The following is a 20,524-nucleotide window of genomic DNA, read 5'->3' on the forward strand; positions in this document are numbered from 1 at the left end:
CACACACCTAGCAGCGCAACTGGCAAGTGACGCAAGTTAACAGCGGGCGAGCGAGTGGCTTTTGGGTGCCGAGAGCGAAAATCGCCCCAATAGAGGATAAGTCGTTTCGACTCATTTACACATCTCACTAGTCGAAACGAAAGCCGCCCCCGCACCATTCATCGCGAAATGCGAAACTGATATCGTCAATCTCGCCGATCAGCGAGGTACTCGGCGGGGCCCGCGCCGCGCAAGGCCGCTGCGACGCTCTGGTGTTCGATGACGTGCTGCCCGACCACAGCGCGCAGAGCTTGGCCGCCGAGTTGCGCGCGCTGCACGCCGATCTGCGGTTGCTAGTATATCGAGCGATGGTGCAGCAGCTTAGACCGACACTTCCGCACCAACCGTTCCCCGACGACGCTTGCCCGACCCTATTCCGGCGGCCAATTGCAGGCGGTGCTCTGGCGCTCGGGTTGCCACGCTGCGCAAGGCGAAAGGGGGCTGAATCACAGCCGCTCGGCGCGCGCCAGAATCATCCTGATGGTCTCCGCCGCCTGCAGCGGAAAACGGTCGTGCCCTGTTTGGAAAAGTTTGGAATGCTGGGCGATCCGGGCGCCGCCACTCTTGCAGCCATGCAGCACTGGCTTGCGCTACAATACAAAAAGATATGCGCGTCGTGCGAGCACTCGCTTCGTACGGTAAAAGCGTGGAATGACATCGACCCGCGCATCGTTTACGCGCGCCCAGATGACGAGCGACCACCTGCACTTTCACGCCGCCGGCAAATGCGAACTGCCGGAACTCCACTTCCTTATCGAATCGGCCTATCGCGGAAACCGTGCCCGCGCGGGTTGGACGCACGAGGCGGATCTGCTTGAAACGCCCAGAACAAGCATCGACACCCTCGCCTCGATCATCGACGATTCGGCGGAGCTATTGCTGCTGGCGATGGACGGGGCGGCGATTATCGGGTGCGTGCAAGTGACGCGACTTTCACCAACCACCGCCTATTTCGGCCTTTTGACCGTCGATCCGCAACGTCAGAACGGCGGGCTCGGTAAGCAGATCATCGCTGCGGCGGAAAGCGAAGCCATGCGGCGCTTCGGATCGACAGCAATGGAGCTGTCCGTTGTTTCGGAACGATCTGAACTGATCGCCTATTATGAGCGGCGCGGCTATGTAGCGACCGGCGAGCAACGTCCCTTTCCCATTGCGATCGATCCACCGCTGACCTTGGCTGTGTATCGAAAACCATTGTCGGCTCGTCCTTGAGACCTATTGGCTCGCGACCGCACCGTTAGAGAAAGCCCGTGGCACTTGCTGCCACAGGCTGCCGTGGCGGTCCCGACGGCGTCGTGCGGCCAGAGCAGTGACGCAACGGACGGACCGCGCCGCGTCCGGCCGATAAATGTCCTGTCTAAGGCTGGCGAGGATAACGTGTGCTCATGACGGGCTTGGCCGGTGCCGGCTGCGGGATATTGTGAATCACTCTCGAACCGTGAGCTTATCCGCTATTCAGGAAAAGGAGCCGCGAAGAGCGTATCGACCGAGGAGGGTGGCGAATAATCAGCGACGAAGCGCAGGCCGAAATCGGCGACCCAAGTCCCATATGTTGTGGCGGGCTTGTCGGCTGCGAGCTTTGACAGGCACCCGCAGAACCGCTGCTTCATCTCGAGCCGAGGGAAGGCGGCCAGGATTGTATTCAATGTTTCGGACTCGATGCTGTCGAGACCCGAACCGCCATAGTCCAAGGCCACGCCTGCGTTGACGAGTGCGACCTCCACCTCCTTGTGTTTTGCGATCGATCCGGTTGAATGCAGTGCAATGCAGTCCCAGACGAGTTGCTGCCGGGAGGTTGCCATTTCGGGCGCTGCTCTGCCGATAAGATTCCGCGCCGCATTGGCGCCGTCGACTTCAAAACGGTTTTCGCCGGCGAACTGATCCGTAAGACCCAGATCATGCAGGATGGAGCCGACAGCCAGGACTTCGGCATCATATCGGACGCCGCGGGCGACTGCGATGTGGGTCGCAAAGAGCCATGTCCGCATAACGTGATTGAACAACCATGGTTCGGACGCGGATCTCGCCTGATCAATTGCGGTGTGCAGAATCGGTGCTTCGTCAATCGGGAGGGCAGTCAATGTCGATAGGAAGGCGGCGGTGTAATGGCTGGTCACGGGGATTTCCTTTTCATTGAATTGATCAGCGTGCATAGTGGAGGTGCGCTTTCTCGCGATCGGCCGCCCCGCGCCGGCCCCGTTGCCTGGCAGGTGCGCGCATTGGACGGTGCGCTTGCCCCATTTCCGCGAGAGGGGTGCGGGCCGCAGGTCGTGTGCGATTTATGTCGAATCTAAGGGCTAGACGCTGCCAGCCCTTTCAATGACGAGTATTCTTGCCTCGCCAATAGGAACCGCTTTGTGCTCATCTCCCTCTTTGGCATGGAAGATATCGCCGACGGCGAGCTGCTGACAACTCTCACCATTCGCGTCGCGGACATGCATATCGACCGCACCGTCCAATACCACGAAGACTTCCGGGCCGTCATTGACGTGCCAGATATATGCGGCGTTGGTCCAGTGCAGTCGGACCGACGCATCTTCGATCCGTTCGATGTCGATTGCTCCCCAAGCACGATCGGAGACAAATTGAGCTGGTCGATGGACGCGCATGGATGTTGTTCTCCAAAGTGGTGCGCTTAATGGCACCCGAAATTGCCGCCTGCGATATTGCGATTCGACGTAATCGCGTGCGAAGTGGAACCGGATGAACGCTGATCACATTCTCGATCCCACCGATCGCCGCCTGCTCGGCCTGCTGCAGAATAATGCGCGTTCATCGATGACAGCGCTGGGCAAGGCGCTCAACCTGTCTCGAACCGCGGTGCAGGCAAGGATCGGTCGCCTTGAGCGAGACGGCGTGATTACGAGCTATACGACAGTCCTGCGACCTTCGGGCCAGACAAGCCTTTGTGCCCTTATCTCTCTGCGTATCGGCATCCGTCCGTGTGCGAGTGTGCTGAAGCCACTGCTGTCCTGGCCGGAGATCGTCCATGGCTATTCCACCGCCGGTTCCACGGATGCCGTCCTTGTCGTACGAGTCGACGCAGCACAGACTTTGTCCGCGTTGACCGACCGGTTGGCGGTAATACCAGGTGTCGAGGGCGTGGAAACCACCGTCGTGCTGGACACTTTCATCGACCGTTCCGGGCAGGTCGGCACTGGCGTGTGACGATGAACAGTCTGAGGATGACCCGGCGGTCCGTCGCCGGCTCTTCTGTAACTTCCTCCAGAATAGCGTTGCCACGACTTGGGATATTCGCTGCTCTGTTTTCTATGACGTTTCAGCTTGCATAGTGGCGAGAATTGGCGGCGCTGGCGCGTTCAGTTTCACTGCACAATGACGGACGCTTTGGGCGGATCGCGGGCGCCAGATAATCGAAACGATTAAAGCCGCCCCAGGCCTATCGCGCTAGCGCGGTACCCACTCGGATGGTGTTGCTGGAGGCTTGGGTGATTGGAATCGTCAATGCGGTGCGGGCGCTGAATCAAGCGGCCGACAAAGCCCAGATGGCAGCGCAGCAGGCAACCCAACATCGCGTCGCGGCGCGTGAGACAATCGCAACCATCGCAACACAACACTCGATCACACCCGATGCACTGCGCCTCGCGAACCCACAGCTCCCGCGCTTTGTCGAACCCCCGGTCGGCGCCATACTACAGATACCAACAGCTGAGCTCGACGTTCCACTCTATGTGGCGAGGCGACACCCGCTTGAACAGGCACCGGTAGGGCAGCATGGCGAACGCCTAAGGGTTGATCAGGCGACCAGAAACCTCAACACGGCGGAGAGCAATCTCGTGGCCCTCAAGGCCGCGATGGCCGGCGGCAATCGTGCTGGCGCGGCCGACTTGAGCAGCTATGAGAATGCCCTTGGCGCGGCGCGTAGCAATCTGCGCGAAGCGGTCAGCGCGGAGATCGACGCATCAACCGGACATCGCCCCACCGGCGACATTTACGATGCCGGCTTCGTGCGCCGTCAGGGAGCGGCGATCGCCGAACGCTATACCGGCGATCCGGCGACTAAGGCAGCGATCGACCGCGAAGTGGCGGGCCTGGCGACCGACCGCGAGGTTTCCGACACCAAGACGATCCTGCTCGCACAGAAGGATCCGGCGACGATGGGCAAGCTGATGGCGACCGAGTTGCCCAAGCTCTCGCCCGACGCGCAGAACCGCTTGCTCAACGATCCCGATATCAGGAACTGGATCGCCGGGCCGCTGCGCGAAGTGGATTCGGCGAAGATCACCACGAGCGATGCCCAGATCGCGGCGTCGCACGAAGCCGATGCTTTTGCCCGGCGCCTCGCCGGCGTAACGGCGGCATTGTCGCCGGAACAGGCCCAGGCGCTGACCAAGTCGCTAATGCCAGAAATCCAGAAGGCCGGCGAAGACAAGCTGATCCCGACCGCGGTCAATAGCGGCAACACGCGCTTCGCCGACCTGTCGCGCGTCGTCAGCCGGCTCGGCGATGCGCCGGACGCCGATGCGCTGGTCAATGAGATCGCACGCAGCTATGCCGATGTGCTCGGCAATGCGCCGTTCGCCGGGCAGACGGTTCACGACGCTACGGTCGGCGAAGGCGGCCCGCGGTTAGCGGTCGCGGTGGCCAGGACGCTGCAGGGACGCAACGAGGTACCGCCGAGCGCAGTCAGCGACATCATGGGCGGTGTGCAGACCGGGGTCGACCAGCTGCGCAGCCAGGTCGATCACGACATGCAGGAATATGGCCAGCATCTCGCCAAGATCGATGCAGCGACACGGTCGACCCAGGGCCTGCCCGGTGCGGCCGAGGCGCGGCAGCGTTATATCGATTCCCAGCCTCAGGCATTCAAGGATCGGATGAAGGAGCTTTCGGGGATCGCGGCGGACGGCGGGACACGGCTGACCAAGGCCCTTGCCGGCCTCGCCGATATGCCGCCCGGACTCGATCGCGACACCAGCCTCCAGACCGTCCTGCAGCAGGTCGGTGAGGACAAGGCAGCGCAGACCGCGATGATCATGGGCGCGCAGAAAAATCCCGATGCGTTGATCGGCACTGAGGGCAAGCAGGCGATCGAAGCGCTCACCGCGGTCAAGATGGGCAAGGAAGGCACGGAGTTCGTGCGCGGCTTCACCGGAGTCGTGATCGGATTGAACCAGTCGGCCGCGATCGACCTTGCCAAGAGCGGCGATATCGTCGGCGCGCAGTCGAAGCTCGCACAATGGGCGGACCCGGTATGGGGCGAGCGGCTCGGCATGGATCCGAAGGATTATACCGGCCTCACCGGCAAGCTGGACGAAGTGTTGCAGGCGGCCGGCGATCCCGCCAAGGCAAACGCGGCGCTCGGCGAGATGCGCGATATGCTCGACAATCGAGGCGAGCTGATGGAGGCGGATACGACCGCGGGCCGGCTGTTCCGCGGACTGAATCTCGCGGCTTCGATCACCTTGGCAGGCAAGTCGCTGAACGAAGCGCTGAACGAAGGCGGCGTGGACAAATGGCTGTCCGCGGCCGGTGACAGTGCCGGTGTGGCCAAGGACGGCTATGATCTGATCGCGGCGCTGGCCGGCAAGGGCGCGGCGACCAGCACGAAATGGTTCCTTGGGATCTTTGGCGGGCTGTCGGTCGCGGCCGATGTCGGGAAGATGTTCACCGGCGAGACGTCCTTCGACAAGGGCGCATCGGCTGTCAGCGCGATGGGCGGCGGCTTCATGCTCGCGGCCGGCGTGCTGGGCGGACCTGCCGGCATGGCCTATGCCTTTATGGGCGCGTCGCTGACCATCATCATCGAATGGGCAAAGGGCGAACACGAGCAGAAAAAGCAGCTCGAGGACCTCACCAAATCCTCCGGCGAGGTGCTCAAGTTACTCGTCGAACACGGCCTCGACCCGGCGGCAATTCCGTCATTGTCGCGGCGCGGTGGCGATTCCGGCGAATTCGCGGCCACGCCGATCCTGACCGGCTATCTGGCCGATCGCGGCTTCTCGCCCGAACAGGCGCTGGCCTGGATCAACGATGCCGCGCGCGGCGGCAAGCTGGACTCGGTCATGGATACTGCGGTCGAACTCGCCGAGGAGGTTGGCGACGATCCGGACAAAGCGGACACGATCGGCGGGCGGCTGGACGAAACGGTCCACCGAGCAGGGCTTCCCGAACGCGCGCCAAGGGCATGAGGAGGTAGCGCCGGAAATCTAGCCGATATGCGGTAGGCGGGTACGAATTTGCGCAACCGTCTTCCCTCCTCGCCGTGCCCGCCCTCTTTCACCTTTCCTCGGTACCCGAAGGCGGGGCCTGTTCATCTGGGGAAATGCCTGTCGCGCTGCAAAAATCGTTTGATCGCGACGGCGTCGCGATGGTCATGTCGCGAAAACAGAGTGGCAGGCGACAGGCCTGATGTCGAGCTCGTCGAAGTTCGAGGACTTGAGCTGGACCGCTCCTCGCGCACCGGTATGCGAGTTCGAACAAGGGTTGAAGGCATCGACGACGCGTCGAAAGTGGTTCCATTCTGGATCGCGTCGATGACCATTGAACCAAGCGAGGTCAGCGGCAGTTCTTAAGTGTTCGACTTCGGTGCAGGCCCGGATAGGCGAAGCGCGCCGCACGCCGGTGAGATACGGACTGATGGCATGGCAACTTTCATTCTGGTGCCGGGAGGCTGGCAAGGCGGTTGGGTCTACGAAGCCGTCGCCAGTATCCTTGAAAAAAATGGGCACAAAGCCGTACCGATGACGGTTTATGGGCTGCCCGATTGCATTGTGCCTGCCGTTAACCTTGACTCCCACATCGCTGCAGCGATCGACGTCGCACGGGCACAGATTGGCGACGTGATACTCGCAGGTCAGTCTTACGGCGGCATGGTGATAGCCGGCGCAGCAGATGCCGTGGCACCGCAGATCCGAGCGTTGGTCTACGTGGATGCCTATGTCCCCGATTCGGGCGATTCGGTCTGGTCATTGACGACGCCGGCCTTTCGAGAATTGTTTGTGGCCGGTGCGGCGGCTGACGGCATCAATTGTGTGCCGCCGCCCGGTTCCGACCAGCGCTGTCGGGCGCAGCCGATCGGAACATTTTTGCAGACGATCAGCCTCAGTGGCCGTTGGCGCGAAGTGCAGCGCAAGACCTTCGTCTGCGCACTCGGATGGGAGGGAAGCCCTTTTCGTGATCTGTATAGCCGACTGAGCGATCAACAGGACTGGCAAACCGTAGCTCTCGACTGCGGGCATAATATTGCTCGGCTAGAGCCCGAGAAACTGGCAAAAATATTGCTGGCTCGTGCGTGACCGCCATTCGCTGGAGACGCGAGAGGTGTTCATCCGGATTTGCACTTCGTCACAATGAGGATAGAGCCATCGGCTCTGCGATCATCCTGGTTTTCCGACAGGATGAGCTGACCGGAAAGTATGAAGCCGTGCGATCGACCCTCTTCATTATCGGAGTAGCCCTGGCGACCGTAGGACCAGGGGCTCGTGGACAACAAGCGCCGCAGGTTGGCTGTGAGGCGGCATATTACCGATTGAGCGATGGCTCGGGGATAGACATTGCCCCGTCGACCGCCGGCCATTTTAGGTGGCGCCGCCCTGACGGCACAACAGGCCTATTGTCTTCGCGCGGAAATGGCGTTTGGGATAGCAGCACCGGCTGGACCGAGAGGCCTGACGGGAAAACAGTAGATCTGTCACACTGCGCCAATGGCTCAATCAAGTTCAACGGGGACCACGGCACCCGATTACCTTTTACCGTAGCAAGCTCGTCATTTAGCAGCGATGGCGTGCAACTCGCAGGGCGGCTGATATTGCCTTCGGGCAGTGCTCACGTTCCCGTCGTGGTGCTGGTGCATGGTTCGGAGGATAGCTCGGCTCTCGAGACATACGCGCTCCAGCGGATGCTGCCAGCGCAAGGCGTAGGCGTTTTCGTTTACGACAAGCGAGGCACGGGTAAATCTGCTGGTGCATTCACGCACGACATTCGTCAGCTCGCCCGAGATGCTAAGCGCGCGCTTGCTGCAGCAAAAGAGCTTGCGGGACGGCGCGGCGCGCGATTTGGTTACTATGGCACGAGTCAGGGAGGATGGACTGCTCCGCTTGCTGCCACACAGACGCGCGTGGACTTCGTCATCATTGGCTATGGGCTCGCTGTGTCGCCGATGCAGGAGGATGCCGAAGCGCTTGAGCAGGATATGATCCGCCACGGCTTTGGCCAGGCCGAGATCGTAAAAGCAAAGGAGGTTGGCTCAGCGGCACAGGCGATTGTGCGAGCGCGCTTTCGGGAAGGGTACGAATCCCTGCGGGCTGTTGTCGGAAAGTATGAAAAGGAGCCATGGTTTCCTTATCTGCATGGCAATGTCACCGGGTTCATCATCAAGACGCCCGAGGCTGAGTTGCGGCAACAAGGGCCCCGCCTTCTGGCCGGCATCATTCCAGATTATGACCCGATGCCCGTGCTAACGTCACTCAGGACGCCGCAGCTGTGGATCCTCGGCGGGGAGGATCTGGAGGCACCATTGCGCGAGACCTATCGCCGTCTCACGATGCTAAAACGCTCCGGTCGACCGATCTCGATCAAGGTCTATCCGCACGTGGAACATGGTTTGTACGAGTTCGAGGTTCGCGGGGACAAGCGCCTTTCAACTCGCCAGCCGGCATCGTTGCAACCGCTGATCGTCGCCTTTGCCAAGGGCCAGAAGGCCAGAACCATCGACGACTGAACTTGTCGGCCCCCGCCAGCTCTCGTCCGGCCCGCGCGTTCGGCATAGCAGGCATCGTAGCTTGGTCGTTCGACCATGTCTGCCAGCAAAGGCCGTAATCGCAACCTGCCTGTTCCCGCGTTTAACCATTTGCCCATGGTCAAGGCAGGAGCAAGACGCTTCCCGTTGTATCGCCCCGCTCCAGAACATCTTGCGCTTGGGCTGCGTCAGTGAGGGAGTATCTGGCGCCGACGTCGGCGGCGATTCCTGCAGCCATCATGGCGATCGCTGCCTGCGCAGCCGCGTCATAACCACCCTTCAAGCCCAAATATCCCATGATGCTCGGGCGCGCGAGAGAAAGGCTCCGCCGACCAATTTCCACTACAGAGACGGGCGGGATCGGCCCAGCGGCCTGGCCGATGCTCGCAACGATGCCGAACGGTTTCACGCAGCCTAAGGTCTTCAGAAGTGTCGCTCCACCGATCCCGTCGATCGCGTAGTCGACGAATGTCCCGCCGGTCAGTGCTTCAACCTCAGCCGCATAGTCTGCGTCCCGTCCGACGATGACGTGATCAGCACCATGCAATCGCGCTATCTCGGCCTTTTCCGATGATCCAACCGTTGCGATCACGGTCGCGCCAAGCGTCTTAATCCATTGCACCAGCAAGCCGCCCAAGCCGCCAGCGGCGGCATGGACAAGAATTGTCTGGCCACTATCGACCTTATGCACGACGGCGGTGAGCATGTGGACGGTCATTGCCCGCAACATTGAGGCCGCCGCCACCTCGCTGCTGACCTTGTCGGGCAGTCGCACGGCGCGTGAGGCGGGTATTATGCGCTTGCTGGCATAGCCTCCAAGCACACCGCCATAGACTATGCGATCGCCGACCCGGATATTCGTGACTTCGCTTCCGATCGCTTTGACGATACCGGCGCCTTCCACGCCCAGCGTGCTGGGCCATCCCGGAAGGGGATAAATGCCCGTGCGATGATAGATATCGACGAAATTGACGCCAATGGCTTCCTGACGAAGCAGGACCTCTTCCGGACCCGGTGAACCGGGTTCGCGGTTGACCACCTCGAGGACAGAGGAGTCGCCTGGTTTTGTAGCTTGCACGCAGATGTTCACGATCGTCTCCGAAAATTGCTGAGGTCAGTGTTCAATCTTGTGGTTTGATTGTAAATTGACGAAATCCTCACATGGATTGTGAAAAATTGCACATGTTCGACTGGGAGGATCTTCGCCATTTCGCAGCATTCGCCGATGCCGGCTCGCTTTCGGCAGCCGCGCGCAAGCTCGGTGTTGAGCATGCGACCGTCGCGCGGCGCATCATGGCGCTCGAGGCCGCACTTGGCACGAAGTTGGTTGATCGGCGCGGACGGCGATTGTCACTCTCCGGGGACGGCCTAACGATTGCCTCGCTCGCCCGGACCGTGGAAAGCTCGGCCCTTGCCGTTGCCCGCGCCGCTACAGGCGTACGGTCGACCTTGACGGGCAATTTGACGATCAGTGCCCCGCCGACCCTTGCCAGCGCTATTCTCGCGCGGCCGATCGTCCAGTTCCGCCATCATTATTCCAAGGTGGACGTGACATTGTTGGGAGAGAAAAGGCGGTCGTCCCTCGAGCGCCTTGAGGCCGATATCGCCATTCGGCTTGGGCGCCCTGAAGTCGGTGACCTCATTATTTCCAAACTGGGCGATATCGGATTCGGTCTGTATGGGCGCAATGATTACATCGCTGAAACATTGCCCGGCGACTGGACATTTATCGGCTATGACGATGAACTAGATGCGGCGCCTCAGCAGATCGCCTTGCTTAAGCTCGCGGGACGCCGTCCGGTTTCGCTTCGCTCAAGCACGTTGGAAGGTCAGTTGGCCTTGGTCGAGGCCGGCGGTGGTGTTGCGATGCTCCCCCATTTTCTTGCAGCACCACACGCTTTTACCCTGGCGCCCGCTGTCACGCCGATCCGCCGAGAGGTATGGTTCGTGGTTCATTCCGACCTGAGGAACTCCGCAGTCGTGCGGGCTGCGAGCGATCTACTTCGCGATGAACTTAAACAGGCGCTTCTCGCGCTGCCCGCTGGTCCGCAGGTGGCCAGCACCCTTGACGAGTGGCGCGTTGGTTGAGGCTTCCCGAGATCAACTCATGTCTGCCCCCTCAGGGTCTCGACGTTTCAGCCTGCCTTGGCCAAGCTCTCTGCAAAGATTTGCCTCGTTACGGCGAGGACGGCCTTGGCCGCAAGCGTTTGCGGGCGCTGCATTGACGTGACGGCGAACAGGTGGGTCAAGATGACCGGTCGCACGATCGGCCAGCCTGCCCTCGCTGCACTCTTCTCGCACGAGGAGTGATGGAAGGATGGTGTAACCGATACGCTTGCGCACAAGCTCCAAGACCGTGAGCGTGCCCGTCGCCTCGACGACGATGTTGAGATCCACGCCCGCCTCGCTTGCGCCCGACTCGATGATATTGCGCAGGCGCTGCGGCTTAGGAGGCAGGATCAGCGGCCACCGGTATCGGACCGTGAGGGGAGAACGGGGTTTGGAGTGCCGCTTCGTCCGAACGGGTGTCATTGCTAACTGGAACGAGGGCCCATCCTTTGCATCGGCGGCAAGCAACCACGAGGCGGGTTGAGTGCTTGCATCTGCGCACCCGACAGAATTCGAACCACCGACCCTGGTCTTCAGAGCGAAATATTGGATGCGTCGGACTCGAACCCATTGCGAAATTTATTTCGGGGGCACGATGGGGGCTAAGTTGAGTCTGCCCCAGAAAAAAATAGAAAATATCAATATCTTAAGATGCACGTCCGAGTCCTGTAAGCGGCACCAGTACCCCTCTTCCAAACACCTCTAAACCCTCGAAAAACCTTGGAAATCCGCGTATTATGCGGCTTCGGTTGCCTGGTGGTGTCCCCACAAATCCACCCACATCCAGCCCGTTTGGGGGTTGTTTTGGGGGCACGAAATCCGGTCGTTTGGACTCGTGCCCATGCCTCACTAATGCAGGCCCCGCTTCACTTGACCTAGCTGCGGCAGCAATCGCATGATGAGGGCATTCGAAGAAAAGGTAAGAAAAGAATGAGATCGATCGCGGCCGGAATTTCCTCAGGCCTGCTGGTCTTCAGCGCCTTGTTCAGCTGCGTCGCTGTCTCGAACGCCCAGACGGCTGCCCATAGTCTAGAGGCGCCGGCGGCTTCCAGGATTTCCCCCGAGCGGCTTGGCCGCTTGCGCGCGGAACTGCAGCGTTACGTCGATGAGGGCAGGTCGGCAGGCGCAGTGGTCAGAATCCAGCAACACGGCAAGCTCGTCTTCTCGAAGGCGGTGGGATGGCGTGACAAGGAAGCGCACGATCCTATGCGGGAGGACAGCATCTTCCGCATCGCCTCGCAGACGAAAGCGCTGGCCAGTGTCGCGGCGATGATGCTGATGGAAGAAGGCAAGTTGCTGCTCGACGATCCGGTCGGCAAGCATCTGCCCGAGTGGAAGACCACGACCGTCGCAGTGGCCAAGCCGGGCGGCGGCTACGAGACGGTTCCCGCCAAGCGGCCGATCACGATCCGGGACCTTCTCACTCACACGGCCGGTATCTCCTATGGCTCGGGACCAGCGGAAAAGGCGTGGCGCGATGCTGGCCTGTCCAGTTGGTACTTCGCGAACCGCAGCCAGCCTGTATCCAGCTTCGTCGCGCGCATGGCGTCCCTGCCCATGGCGGCGCAGCCTGGCGAGAAATTCGTCTATGGCTACAACACGGACATCCTGGGCGTCATCGTCGAGAAGCTTAGCGGCAAGTCGCTTCAGGCATTCCTTGACGAGCGTCTGATCAAGCCGCTCGGCATGAAGGACACCTCTTTCTATCTACCGCGCGACAAAGCAGGCCGGCTCGCGGTCGTCTACGAGAGCGAGGACGGCAGCCTCAGGCGAGCGGCGGACGCGAGCGCCTGGAAGGCCGGCGGTCATTTCGGCCAGGGGCACTATCTGGATGGTCCTCGCCTGGCCTATTCGGGTGGTGCAGGCCTGTTGTCCACCGCAGCTGACTATAGCCGTTTCCTTGAAATGATTCGACGCGGTGGCGAGCTCGACGGGCGCCGCTATCTGAGCCGCAAGACGGTGGCGCTGATGGTGTCCAACCATCTCGGGTCGATCGAATATTCCCCCGGCATGGGCTTTGGTCTGGGTTTCTCGATTCGTACCGACCTCGGGGCAGCGGGCGAGCCAGGCTCAAAGGGCGAGTTCGGTTGGGGTGGCGCCTATCACAGCGCGTATTGGGTCGATCCCGAGGAAGGGCTCACCGTGGCTTATATGACTCAGCTGCTGCCAGCCGGCGATATTGACGACCATGGAAAGCTGCGGGCCCTGATCTATCAGGCCATCGACTGAAAGCGGCTCCGGGAAGGAGGCACCCAGTCACCGGGGATCGTCGGCGGCCAGGGCCGGACGATGATGGCGGCAACCGCCTACTCGAAACGATTATAGGCAAATCCGCGGTCCGGGCAGCATAATGATGGTTCGGAGGTGATCCCATGGAAGCTGCATCGATTTCGAACCGCTCGAACGTCAATTTCTCGTCGAATGCGGGTCTTGCCGGACAGGCTAATGCGTATACGCGCACCAGTCTGGCGCTCGATGCGGGCGATGAGGGCGCGACGTTGCAAGCGCGGCTGGATGCGGGCGCGACATTGTCCCCGGTCGAGCAGGGGACGTTGGCGCGGATCATGGATCGTGCCGGCGGGCCGCCGGCGCATGGGCCGGCCGCCAATGACCCCGCCCCCGCCGACAAGGCAGCCAATGACGATGTGAAGACCGTCGAGGACTTCAACGTCACCGGCGCCAGCGCCCAGGATCTGAAGGACCTGAAGGAAGCGCTCGCCTATCTCCAGCAGACAGACGCGAAGGGCAATCCGGTATCGGAGACCGCGACCGAGTTGCTCGACGATTTGTCGGATGGCGCGACGATCCACATCGTCCATGACGGCGGCGATCAATATGATCCGAGCACCGGCGTGATCGATTGGGATCCGCGATCCGGCCTGACGGTAACGGGCGGCGCGGGCACGCAATCCGCCGCACTCGGCCTGATCCATGAGGTCGATCATGAGGTGAACGGCCTCGCCAATCCGCAACCGACCGGCGACGGTTATGACAATACCGAAGAGCAGCGCGTGATCCAGGGATCGGAAACGACGATCGCGCACGACCTGCACGAACCAACCCGCACCGATCACTATGGCTCGCTGGAGGTGATGAAATCCTCGACCGACCATACCGAGGTCGCGCCGCCCGATCCGTCGGTCATCTCTAAGATCGTCGATCGCGTGAAGGACTTCTTCGACAGTATTTTCTGATGCAAGCTCAACGACATTGGCCTTATCCGAACGAGCGGCTATCATCGCCGCGATGACACGGGTGACGATCTTCAGAGTCGCAGCAACCACCGCCGCGCTCGTTGCCGGCATCGGCGCGATCCAGTCGCTGGCGCCGGTTTCCCAGGCGGCGAAAGGAAGAGGCATGTCTCAACATAAGCTGGCCGCGTGCGAGGTTCGTGCGGCGACGCTGAACCTGGTCGGCGAGGCGGTGATGACGCGCGCATCGATCACCGCCGAGACGATCGGTAAGCATTCCACCCCCGTCGAGATCGGCAAGGGGGATCCGCGCCTGGCGAAGCTGACGCAAGTGCTGCGCGGCCTGAAGCTCGAGCCCGCGGCGCTGCCGCGCTTCGAGATGCGTTTGTTGCTCCGTCTCGAATGCGCCGATGGCGCAGTGATGACCCTTGCCGGGTCGCGCACCGGGCAGGATGGCCGGATCGACCTGAGCGTCGACGGGGAGCCGGCGAGCACGCATGAGCCGTTGCGGCGCGAGCTCGAGGCGCTCGCCGGTCACCGTTGACGCAAGCGGGAACGCGGCCGCCGGCGTCGCGTTGACCCAAGCGACGATGCCAGGAGGAACGGCATGCTCTGGGAGATCGCGATAATGATTGCTTCCGCCGCGGCCCAACCCGTTCCGGTCGTCGGCGCCGAGCGGGCCACTTTGCTTGACGTCGCCCGCGCGCCGGTCAGCAAGGCATTGGGCAAGCCAATATTGTTCAAGGTCGATCGGTTGGCCCGGGCCGGGGACTGGGCGTTCCTGCTGGCGCAGCTCGCCGATCGTGGCGGCGCGCCGGTCGATTATGCCGGAACCCCCAAGGCCGATGCCGCGCAACACGGCATGATGTCGCGGCGCTACGCCGCCTTGATGCGTCGCGAGGGCGATCGTTGGGTGGTGGTGACCGACGCGATCGGCCCGACCGATGTCGCCTGGGCCGATTGGGCGACGCGCTATGGCGCGCCGCCCTCGTTGTTCAAAAACTAGGGCATCAAGCGTCAAATCAGACGCCTGGGTAACAGCTGGTCTCGCGCGAGTGTTTGCGCGCTTGCCGCTATGGCAAACCTGCTTTTTCCGACACGGAGCTGATCGACCAATGCCGTCGGTGTTCGGCTCCTGTTACGTCCTGTTATCTTCTGTTTTTCGGCATTATTTTTCGCGCCTTTTATTTGTTGGATCGAAGGTCTGATTATCGGATTGTTTTCAATAGCTTAGTGGTGTCGGTCCTGTTATTGAAAAACAGGAGATAACAGGAGCAGTTTTAATCGACACTGGAGCCTGCGCCAGACGCGTCGCATCATGTGAAAAAGGGGCGGCCATGAGAAAGAGCGCGTCGGTATCCAACCCGGCAGGGGACGGCATGCCCGATCCTTTGTCACGGTTGAATCGCCACCGGCGACAGCGCTGAGGAGACCGGGCCGAGGGGAGCGGCGGCGGGAGATATGGGACACCGGTTGTGTCACCCATTTTTCCACCGCCGCCTCGACGAGATTGGGATATAATATCATTCTATATTAGATGCTTAATGCTATTTCATTAAGCTGCGTCGGACAGGATTCAGGGCAAACGGCAGTGGGATCGACCCCAGACCGGATTGCCTAGTGGTTTGCGGCGATCTGCGCCGCGCGGTCACCACGGCGCGCTGCCTCACCATTGGTATCGGCGGGACGTTCATATTGCCGCGTGACGATCTGCGCCGCGCTTCGTGCATCGGTCGCGCCGCGCAGGGCGTTGCCCGCGCCGCTTTCGCTATGGGTCAGTTCATATTGCACGAAGCGCAGTTGTTCCGCGAAGGACGAGCCGCGAATGTCGTGGCCGGCCCAGGCGGCAAAGTCGCGCTGGCGTGGTCCCTCCCATTGGGCAAGGCCATAGCCGGGCCCGCCACCGATTTGGTCGATCCCCGGACTCATTCCGCTTTCGGCATCGAGGTTGGCGACGATGCCGATCGCTTGCGCGCGGCTCCAGCCCTGGCCTTCGAAATAGCTGATCGCCTGATCGATCCGTGCGTTCTGGTCGCCGCTGCCACTCGGCGTGGTGCTGCTCGGCGCCTGAGTGCTGCCGGCCGGCGCGGTCCCGTTATTGGTGCCGCCGGGCGCGCGCAGGATCACGCCGCCATGCTGCAAGGCCCAGCTGAGATTATTGTGCGAGATTTCCTGGGTGCCGTCGGCGTTGATGTTGTTCGACCCGATCATCTGGCCGGGACCGGATACGATCTCGGTGTGCGACACGCCACCGCCCTGGATGATCACGACATCGCCGGGTTTCGCTTCCGACGCCGGTACCGCCGTCCAGCCGCGTGCGCGCAACGTCGAATTCAGCTGCGCCACGGAATCGGTGTGGAGATTGCCGGGTAACTGGCCGGCTTCGGTCAGCACCGCCGACACGAAGTTCGCGCAGCATACATCGGAGGGGACATTGGCATTCATCGGCAGATTGTCGCCGCGATTGACCTTCAGCGCCGATGCATCCTGGCCGAGATATTTCTCCGCGATCTGTGCGACGTTGCCAGTGCCGCCGCCTGGTGAGCCTCCTGGCGTCGGACCGCCGACGCCACCAGTGGTCCCCGTGCCCAAGCCGGTACCAGGGGCCGGGATTTCGAGCTGATCGTCGGGATGGATGAGGTTGGGATTGGCAATATGGTTGGCCGCCGCGATTGCCTGCCAGCTGACGCCGAAGCGCTCGCCGATCGCCGACAATGTATCGCCCGGCTCCACCTTATAGCTGTTACCGCCCGCGCTGCTGGCGCCGGATGGGAGATTGACGTGCTGACCGGGCCGGATGAGATCCGGGTGGACGATCTGCGGATTTGCACGCACCAGAGCGGCCAGCGAAACGCCTTTGTCGCGCGCGATCTGTGACAGGGTTTCGCCCGGCTTGACGAAACGGCCCTGGTCGCCGGAGGCGCCGGGGGCGGTGCGATTGCTCTGGACTGCGTTCACGGCTGGCATCGGATTCGCTCCATCACGTGTTGATGGAGAAAGCTTAACCGCCCGACCGAGCCCAGTCGCTAATCGGAACGCTTAGTATAGACCCTAAAGCGGCCCGCGGCGGGCGACACGATAGCTCATCTCGGCGCCGAAAAGGCGCGTCGCGGCGCGCATATTGACGCCCGACAGGCCATCGAGGCTTACAGTATCGAGTGTGTTGAAGGCGGCCGCGCCATGGCGTTTGCTGGCGAATAATGGCGTAGCCAGAGTCGGCACGATCTCCTGCGCGCCCGGCCATGTCGCAAGGCAGGCGAGACCGACGACCAGAGATTGCAGATCGGCCGGCGAGATGTCGGCGCGATTGAGCGACGAGATCTTGCGATACTGCTCGGGGTAGCTCTGTTGGAAATCGGCAATCGTCGCGGCCTGTTCGTCGGCACCGACCCCGGCGGCCGATCGGCAGACCGGCGTATCGACCGGCACAGCGCGGGCGGCGGCGATCGATCGACCGCCGCGCCGTCCGGCCAGCAAATGCATCGCGCCGTCGGCATAGGCGAAACGTGCCGCCGGTGCGCCGGCCGCGCCGGTCATCGTCACCTGCAATCGGCCGCCCACGATTGTCGCGCGCGCGTCCGCGCTGCACGTCCCGAACGGCTCGGTCGGATGTGGATTGCCATCGCCGCGCGAGACGATGACGACGTAGCGCGCAGGGCAGTCGCTGCCGCCGTCACCACGCACGAGATAGAAGCGCTCACCGGCGGCCGGATAAGTGCCGATAATTGAGAGTCGATCGATCAGTTCGGCACCGAACGGCCGCGACACGATTGTCTTGCCGATCTTCACCGCCGGCTCGCTGCCGGAAGTGACGATGGCGGCATCGCGGACTTGGGCGGAGGCGAAGCCAGGCGAGAATGCCGCGGCGACAAGGAGAGCATATGCGAGCGGCTTGGGCATAATCATTTCCTTGGGCCGTGATGCGATTCGAATCGCATATCTTCGCATAGAGTTCCGTCCAATTATCCGTTCAGCGCGGAAAGATGGGCGGTTGCGGCCTGAAGACGATCGATCACACCCTCCACGCCCGAACCGGAATGTGTTCCGGCCGCAACGTCGAGTGCCGAGCGGACACCCGCAATCTGACGATCGCCCGACGCGCCGGCGAGTCCGGCAAGCTGAACCACCGATGCGCGCGTGAAATTCTCCAGCGCGCGGTGCAGCTCGCCTTCCTGCGTCGGCGTGGCACCGGTGGCGCCGGCGATATCGCGCGCCATGCCGCGCACGTCATAGACATCGCCGCCACGGCGAAGCTCGCCCTTGTCAGGGGTGAAGTTGCTGGCACGGCCCGTCGCATCGGACCATGCGCCGGTGCCGGCCGAGGTCGTGCGCGTGCTCGCATCGACCCAGGCGAGAACCCGGTGGCCGATCTCGCCAACCGCATTGGTGGCGAGCGATTTCGCGTCGCCGTTCGTGGCGGCGGTCGTGCCGGCCAGCGGCGAAGATCCGGAAAGGCGATCGATACCCGTCATGATTACGTCCTAAACTTACGAATTGACGAAATGGGCCCTTGCACCCGAATCCGCCATCATCGTTACGACTAGTCCTCCGGCTGCTGGTCTGCAGGCTGGGCCGGATCGAAACGATCGAGCGGCCCGGGCTGATCGAGCAGCCGGTCAAGACCGCTGCGATGCCGCGCGATCCCTTGAGACAGAGTCTCGGTCGCGCTGTTCTGCGCAGCGCATGCGTCGTCGGTGCGCTTTTCCGCCGGGCTGGCGATCTGCACATCGGCGAGCTTGCCCAGGCGAGGTGTGTTCGCGCCGATCGAAATGGTCATGCGCCTTCTCCTTATTGCGCCTGCATACACAGGTACGCGCGTGCGACGCGCGCGGCCATAATCGCATCGACTATTCGCCGACCCTGCCGTTGAGGCTAATCGCATCGACTAGGTCATCTAGTCGAAACGCGGAGCGCATCGCCGCCGCCGATGTGGTGAAACAATTGCGACGGACCGGCCGACAGGCCTTCCGCCGGATTTTAGCGGGGTCGCTTTCGACCCGATGCACATGGCGAGGAGACTATCATGAGCTTCATCAACCCCCTGAACATCGCACGCCTGGCCACTCAGGTCGCCCCGATGGCGCTTGGCCCCGGCGGTATGGCCTTTGTGGCGGCGCGTCAGCTGACCTCGGCAATCGGCCAGCAGGCGATCCAGCAGATCGGTCAGATGCTCGGCCTGCCACAGTCGTCGATCGACCTGGCTCAGGGCGCGTTCGCGGCCTCGCATGGCGATTTCGCCGGCGCTGCGGGTAATCTGCAGGACGCAGCGGAGGGCTTTGGCGAGATGTTCAACGCTTCGCGGGCCGACCGGGACGACGCTTCGCAGCAATTGCAGGACGCGATCGACAAGATGGTCTCGCGCATGGCCGATGGCGACGACGCCAAGTCGGCGCGCAGCGGTCGCGGTGGCAGATCGTCGGGCCAGAGCTGGCTGATGGCGCTGGCCGAAGCGCTTGGCCGCAAGCTCGACAAGATGGCGCGCGAGATGAGCTCGATGGCCGATCAGATCACCGACAAGACCCCGTCGCTGACCGCGAAGTTCGGCGCCAAGAGCCAGGAATTCGGTATCCTGATGAACGCCGCAACCAACGCGATCAAGACGATCGGCGAGGCGGAAGCGAACTCGGCGCGCAAGGGCTAAGTTTGGGGCTAAGTTGCTTCGATCAGGATATTCATCCTGGTTACAGGAGGGGGTCGGTATATCCGGCCCCCTTCATGCGTTGGCATGAAAGCGCACCTGATTACGGGAGATGATGATGCGAAACCGGATATTCCTTGGCCTCACCGCGGCGGCATGCGCGCTGCTGCCGGTCAGCCTGCCCGCACAGGGCGTGTTCAACATGGGCATGCTGACCAACACGCTGACTCAGGGCGGCAGCGATTCCTCCAGCGTCTCGAGCGTGCGCAACAGTGGCGGGTTCCGGCAGATGTTGCGCCCGGCGCCGCGCGGGCCAGTACGGATCAACCCCGCCGCGCTCAATTTTCGCCCCGACAAGGCGGCGCGCAAGCGCAACATGGCGCGCTTCGTCGCCAGCATCCGCCGGGTCGATCCGGCCGGCGCCAAAGGCTTGCAGGATGTGCTCACCAAACATGACCTGATCGCGGAGATGAACGTGCAGTTGCCGCACAGCGGGCTGCGCGCAAACAGCGTGCCCGATGCGATGGCGCTGTATCTGGTAACCGCCTGGTACGGTGTGCGCGGCAGCACCGACAGCAAGCCGGCGGATTTCCGCGCGGTGCGCGATCAGTTCGCACGAGCGATCGGCACGACGCGCGGTTACGCGGGCACGAGCAATGCCGAAAAACAGCAAATGTCGGAATCGATGTTGCTGCAGGCGATGATCGCCGATCAGGCGGTGCAGAACGCCAAGGGCAATCCGGCGCAGTTGCGCCAGCTGCGCAACAATCTGAACGCCGGCGCGCGCGCGACGTTCGGGTTCGACCTCACTCAATTGCGGCTAGGGCCGAACGGCCTGGGCTGACG

General features: G+C 62.2%; 19 protein-coding genes. 12 read left to right on the plus strand and 7 right to left on the minus strand.

Annotation, left to right across the window (positions count from 1 at the left end; all coding sequences use genetic code 11):
- The first annotated feature begins 726 nt into the window (after window positions 1-726).
- A complete protein-coding gene (locus G4G27_RS22090; RefSeq protein WP_183110622.1) occupies window positions 727-1,251 on the plus strand; it encodes a GNAT family N-acetyltransferase in 525 nt (174 codons plus the stop codon).
- 239 nt (window positions 1,252-1,490) lie between these two features.
- Here G4G27_RS22090 and G4G27_RS22095 read toward each other — a convergent pair whose 3' ends face one another.
- Complete coding sequence (locus tag G4G27_RS22095; RefSeq protein ID WP_183110623.1) at window positions 1,491-2,156, minus strand: HD domain-containing protein; 666 nt, start codon at window positions 2,154-2,156, stop codon at window positions 1,491-1,493.
- Between the two features lie 180 nt (window positions 2,157-2,336).
- Window positions 2,337-2,648: a cupin gene (locus G4G27_RS22100; RefSeq protein ID WP_183110624.1), complete on the minus strand. Its 312-nt coding sequence runs from the start codon at window positions 2,646-2,648 to the stop codon at window positions 2,337-2,339.
- Between the two features lie 94 nt (window positions 2,649-2,742).
- On the opposite strand from G4G27_RS22100, the gene G4G27_RS22105 reads away from it, so the two are divergent.
- From G4G27_RS22105 to G4G27_RS22120, 4 genes are all read left to right on the plus strand, one after another.
- The gene (locus G4G27_RS22105; RefSeq protein WP_183110625.1) at window positions 2,743-3,207 is read left to right on the plus strand and encodes an Lrp/AsnC family transcriptional regulator; all 465 of its coding nucleotides are present in this window, start codon (window positions 2,743-2,745) and stop codon (window positions 3,205-3,207) included.
- A gap of 629 nt (window positions 3,208-3,836) precedes the next feature.
- Entirely contained in the window at window positions 3,837-6,191 is a 2,355-nt protein-coding gene (locus G4G27_RS22110) for a hypothetical protein (RefSeq protein ID WP_183110626.1), read from the plus strand.
- A gap of 453 nt (window positions 6,192-6,644) precedes the next feature.
- Window positions 6,645-7,298, plus strand: coding sequence for an alpha/beta hydrolase (locus G4G27_RS22115; RefSeq protein WP_183110627.1), 654 nt, complete (start codon window positions 6,645-6,647; stop codon window positions 7,296-7,298).
- Complete coding sequence (locus tag G4G27_RS22120; protein WP_183110628.1) at window positions 7,295-8,722, plus strand: alpha/beta hydrolase; 1,428 nt, start codon at window positions 7,295-7,297, stop codon at window positions 8,720-8,722. The genes G4G27_RS22115 and G4G27_RS22120 overlap by 4 nt, the downstream gene beginning before the upstream one ends.
- A 139-nt stretch (window positions 8,723-8,861) precedes the next feature.
- Here G4G27_RS22120 and G4G27_RS22125 read toward each other — a convergent pair whose 3' ends face one another.
- Entirely contained in the window at window positions 8,862-9,830 is a 969-nt protein-coding gene (locus tag G4G27_RS22125) for a quinone oxidoreductase (RefSeq protein WP_183110629.1), read from the minus strand.
- A gap of 92 nt (window positions 9,831-9,922) precedes the next feature.
- Between G4G27_RS22125 and G4G27_RS22130 the strand changes: the two genes are divergently transcribed.
- The 5 genes from G4G27_RS22130 to G4G27_RS22155 all read left to right on the plus strand — a co-directional run bounded on the left by G4G27_RS22130 (window position 9,923) and on the right by G4G27_RS22155 (window position 15,046).
- On the plus strand, window positions 9,923-10,828 hold the full coding sequence (locus G4G27_RS22130) for a LysR family transcriptional regulator (RefSeq protein ID WP_183110630.1): 906 nt from the start codon (window positions 9,923-9,925) through the stop codon (window positions 10,826-10,828).
- Window positions 10,829-11,926: 1,098 nt separating this feature from the next.
- Entirely contained in the window at window positions 11,927-13,078 is a 1,152-nt protein-coding gene (locus G4G27_RS22140; protein ID WP_202049618.1) for a serine hydrolase domain-containing protein, read from the plus strand.
- Window positions 13,079-13,221: 143 nt separating this feature from the next.
- Window positions 13,222-14,043, plus strand: coding sequence for a hypothetical protein (locus G4G27_RS22145; RefSeq protein ID WP_183110633.1), 822 nt, complete (start codon window positions 13,222-13,224; stop codon window positions 14,041-14,043).
- 61 nt (window positions 14,044-14,104) lie between these two features.
- On the plus strand, window positions 14,105-14,584 hold the full coding sequence (locus G4G27_RS22150; protein WP_183110634.1) for a hypothetical protein: 480 nt from the start codon (window positions 14,105-14,107) through the stop codon (window positions 14,582-14,584).
- Between the two features lie 63 nt (window positions 14,585-14,647).
- Window positions 14,648-15,046 carry a hypothetical protein gene (locus G4G27_RS22155; protein ID WP_183110635.1) on the plus strand — a complete coding sequence of 133 codons (399 nt, stop codon included), beginning with the start codon at window positions 14,648-14,650 and terminating at the stop codon, window positions 15,044-15,046.
- A 611-nt stretch (window positions 15,047-15,657) separates the two neighbouring features.
- On the opposite strand, the gene G4G27_RS22160 is transcribed toward G4G27_RS22155, so the two are convergent.
- From G4G27_RS22160 to G4G27_RS22175, 4 genes are all read right to left on the minus strand, one after another.
- Window positions 15,658-17,007 carry a phage tail tip lysozyme gene (locus G4G27_RS22160; RefSeq protein ID WP_183110636.1) on the minus strand — a complete coding sequence of 450 codons (1,350 nt, stop codon included), beginning with the start codon at window positions 17,005-17,007 and terminating at the stop codon, window positions 15,658-15,660.
- 84 nt (window positions 17,008-17,091) lie between these two features.
- Window positions 17,092-17,940, minus strand: a complete 849-nt coding sequence (locus tag G4G27_RS22165; protein ID WP_183110637.1) for a hypothetical protein — start codon at window positions 17,938-17,940, stop codon at window positions 17,092-17,094.
- Window positions 17,941-18,002: 62 nt separating this feature from the next.
- A complete protein-coding gene (locus G4G27_RS22170; RefSeq protein ID WP_183110638.1) occupies window positions 18,003-18,512 on the minus strand; it encodes a hypothetical protein in 510 nt (169 codons plus the stop codon).
- 68 nt (window positions 18,513-18,580) lie between these two features.
- Complete coding sequence (locus G4G27_RS22175) at window positions 18,581-18,817, minus strand: hypothetical protein (RefSeq protein WP_183110639.1); 237 nt, start codon at window positions 18,815-18,817, stop codon at window positions 18,581-18,583.
- Between the two features lie 246 nt (window positions 18,818-19,063).
- On the opposite strand from G4G27_RS22175, the gene G4G27_RS22180 reads away from it, so the two are divergent.
- Both G4G27_RS22180 and G4G27_RS22185 read left to right on the plus strand, forming a co-directional pair.
- Window positions 19,064-19,681, plus strand: coding sequence for a hypothetical protein (locus G4G27_RS22180; protein ID WP_183110640.1), 618 nt, complete (start codon window positions 19,064-19,066; stop codon window positions 19,679-19,681).
- Between the two features lie 115 nt (window positions 19,682-19,796).
- Window positions 19,797-20,522, plus strand: coding sequence for a DUF6683 family protein (locus tag G4G27_RS22185; protein ID WP_183110641.1), 726 nt, complete (start codon window positions 19,797-19,799; stop codon window positions 20,520-20,522).
- Window positions 20,523-20,524 lie beyond the last annotated feature (2 nt).

The sequence above is a fragment of the Sphingomonas sp. So64.6b genome, assembly GCF_014171475.1.
Classification (GTDB): Bacteria; Pseudomonadota; Alphaproteobacteria; order Sphingomonadales; family Sphingomonadaceae; genus Sphingomonas; species Sphingomonas alpina_A.

What these genes read in the sequence shown, in the direction of transcription:
- G4G27_RS22185 (WP_183110641.1), top strand. Translation starts at nt 19,797, where the DNA reads ATGCGAAACCGGATATTCCTTGGCCTCACCGCGGCGGCATGCGCGCTG.
- G4G27_RS22180 (WP_183110640.1), top strand. Translation starts at nt 19,064, where the DNA reads ATGAGCTTCATCAACCCCCTGAACATCGCACGCCTGGCCACTCAGGTC.
- G4G27_RS22145 (WP_183110633.1), top strand. Translation starts at nt 13,222, where the DNA reads ATGGAAGCTGCATCGATTTCGAACCGCTCGAACGTCAATTTCTCGTCG.
- G4G27_RS22130 (WP_183110630.1), top strand. Translation starts at nt 9,923, where the DNA reads ATGTTCGACTGGGAGGATCTTCGCCATTTCGCAGCATTCGCCGATGCC.
- G4G27_RS22175 (WP_183110639.1), bottom strand. Translation starts at nt 18,817, where the DNA reads ATGACCATTTCGATCGGCGCGAACACACCTCGCCTGGGCAAGCTCGCC.
- G4G27_RS22165 (WP_183110637.1), bottom strand. Translation starts at nt 17,940, where the DNA reads ATGCCCAAGCCGCTCGCATATGCTCTCCTTGTCGCCGCGGCATTCTCG.
- G4G27_RS22105 (WP_183110625.1), top strand. Translation starts at nt 2,743, where the DNA reads ATGAACGCTGATCACATTCTCGATCCCACCGATCGCCGCCTGCTCGGC.
- G4G27_RS22090 (WP_183110622.1), top strand. Translation starts at nt 727, where the DNA reads ATGACGAGCGACCACCTGCACTTTCACGCCGCCGGCAAATGCGAACTG.
- G4G27_RS22170 (WP_183110638.1), bottom strand. Translation starts at nt 18,512, where the DNA reads ATGACGGGTATCGATCGCCTTTCCGGATCTTCGCCGCTGGCCGGCACG.
- G4G27_RS22100 (WP_183110624.1), bottom strand. Translation starts at nt 2,648, where the DNA reads ATGCGCGTCCATCGACCAGCTCAATTTGTCTCCGATCGTGCTTGGGGA.
- G4G27_RS22155 (WP_183110635.1), top strand. Translation starts at nt 14,648, where the DNA reads ATGCTCTGGGAGATCGCGATAATGATTGCTTCCGCCGCGGCCCAACCC.
- G4G27_RS22115 (WP_183110627.1), top strand. Translation starts at nt 6,645, where the DNA reads ATGGCAACTTTCATTCTGGTGCCGGGAGGCTGGCAAGGCGGTTGGGTC.
- G4G27_RS22160 (WP_183110636.1), bottom strand. Translation starts at nt 17,007, where the DNA reads ATGCCAGCCGTGAACGCAGTCCAGAGCAATCGCACCGCCCCCGGCGCC.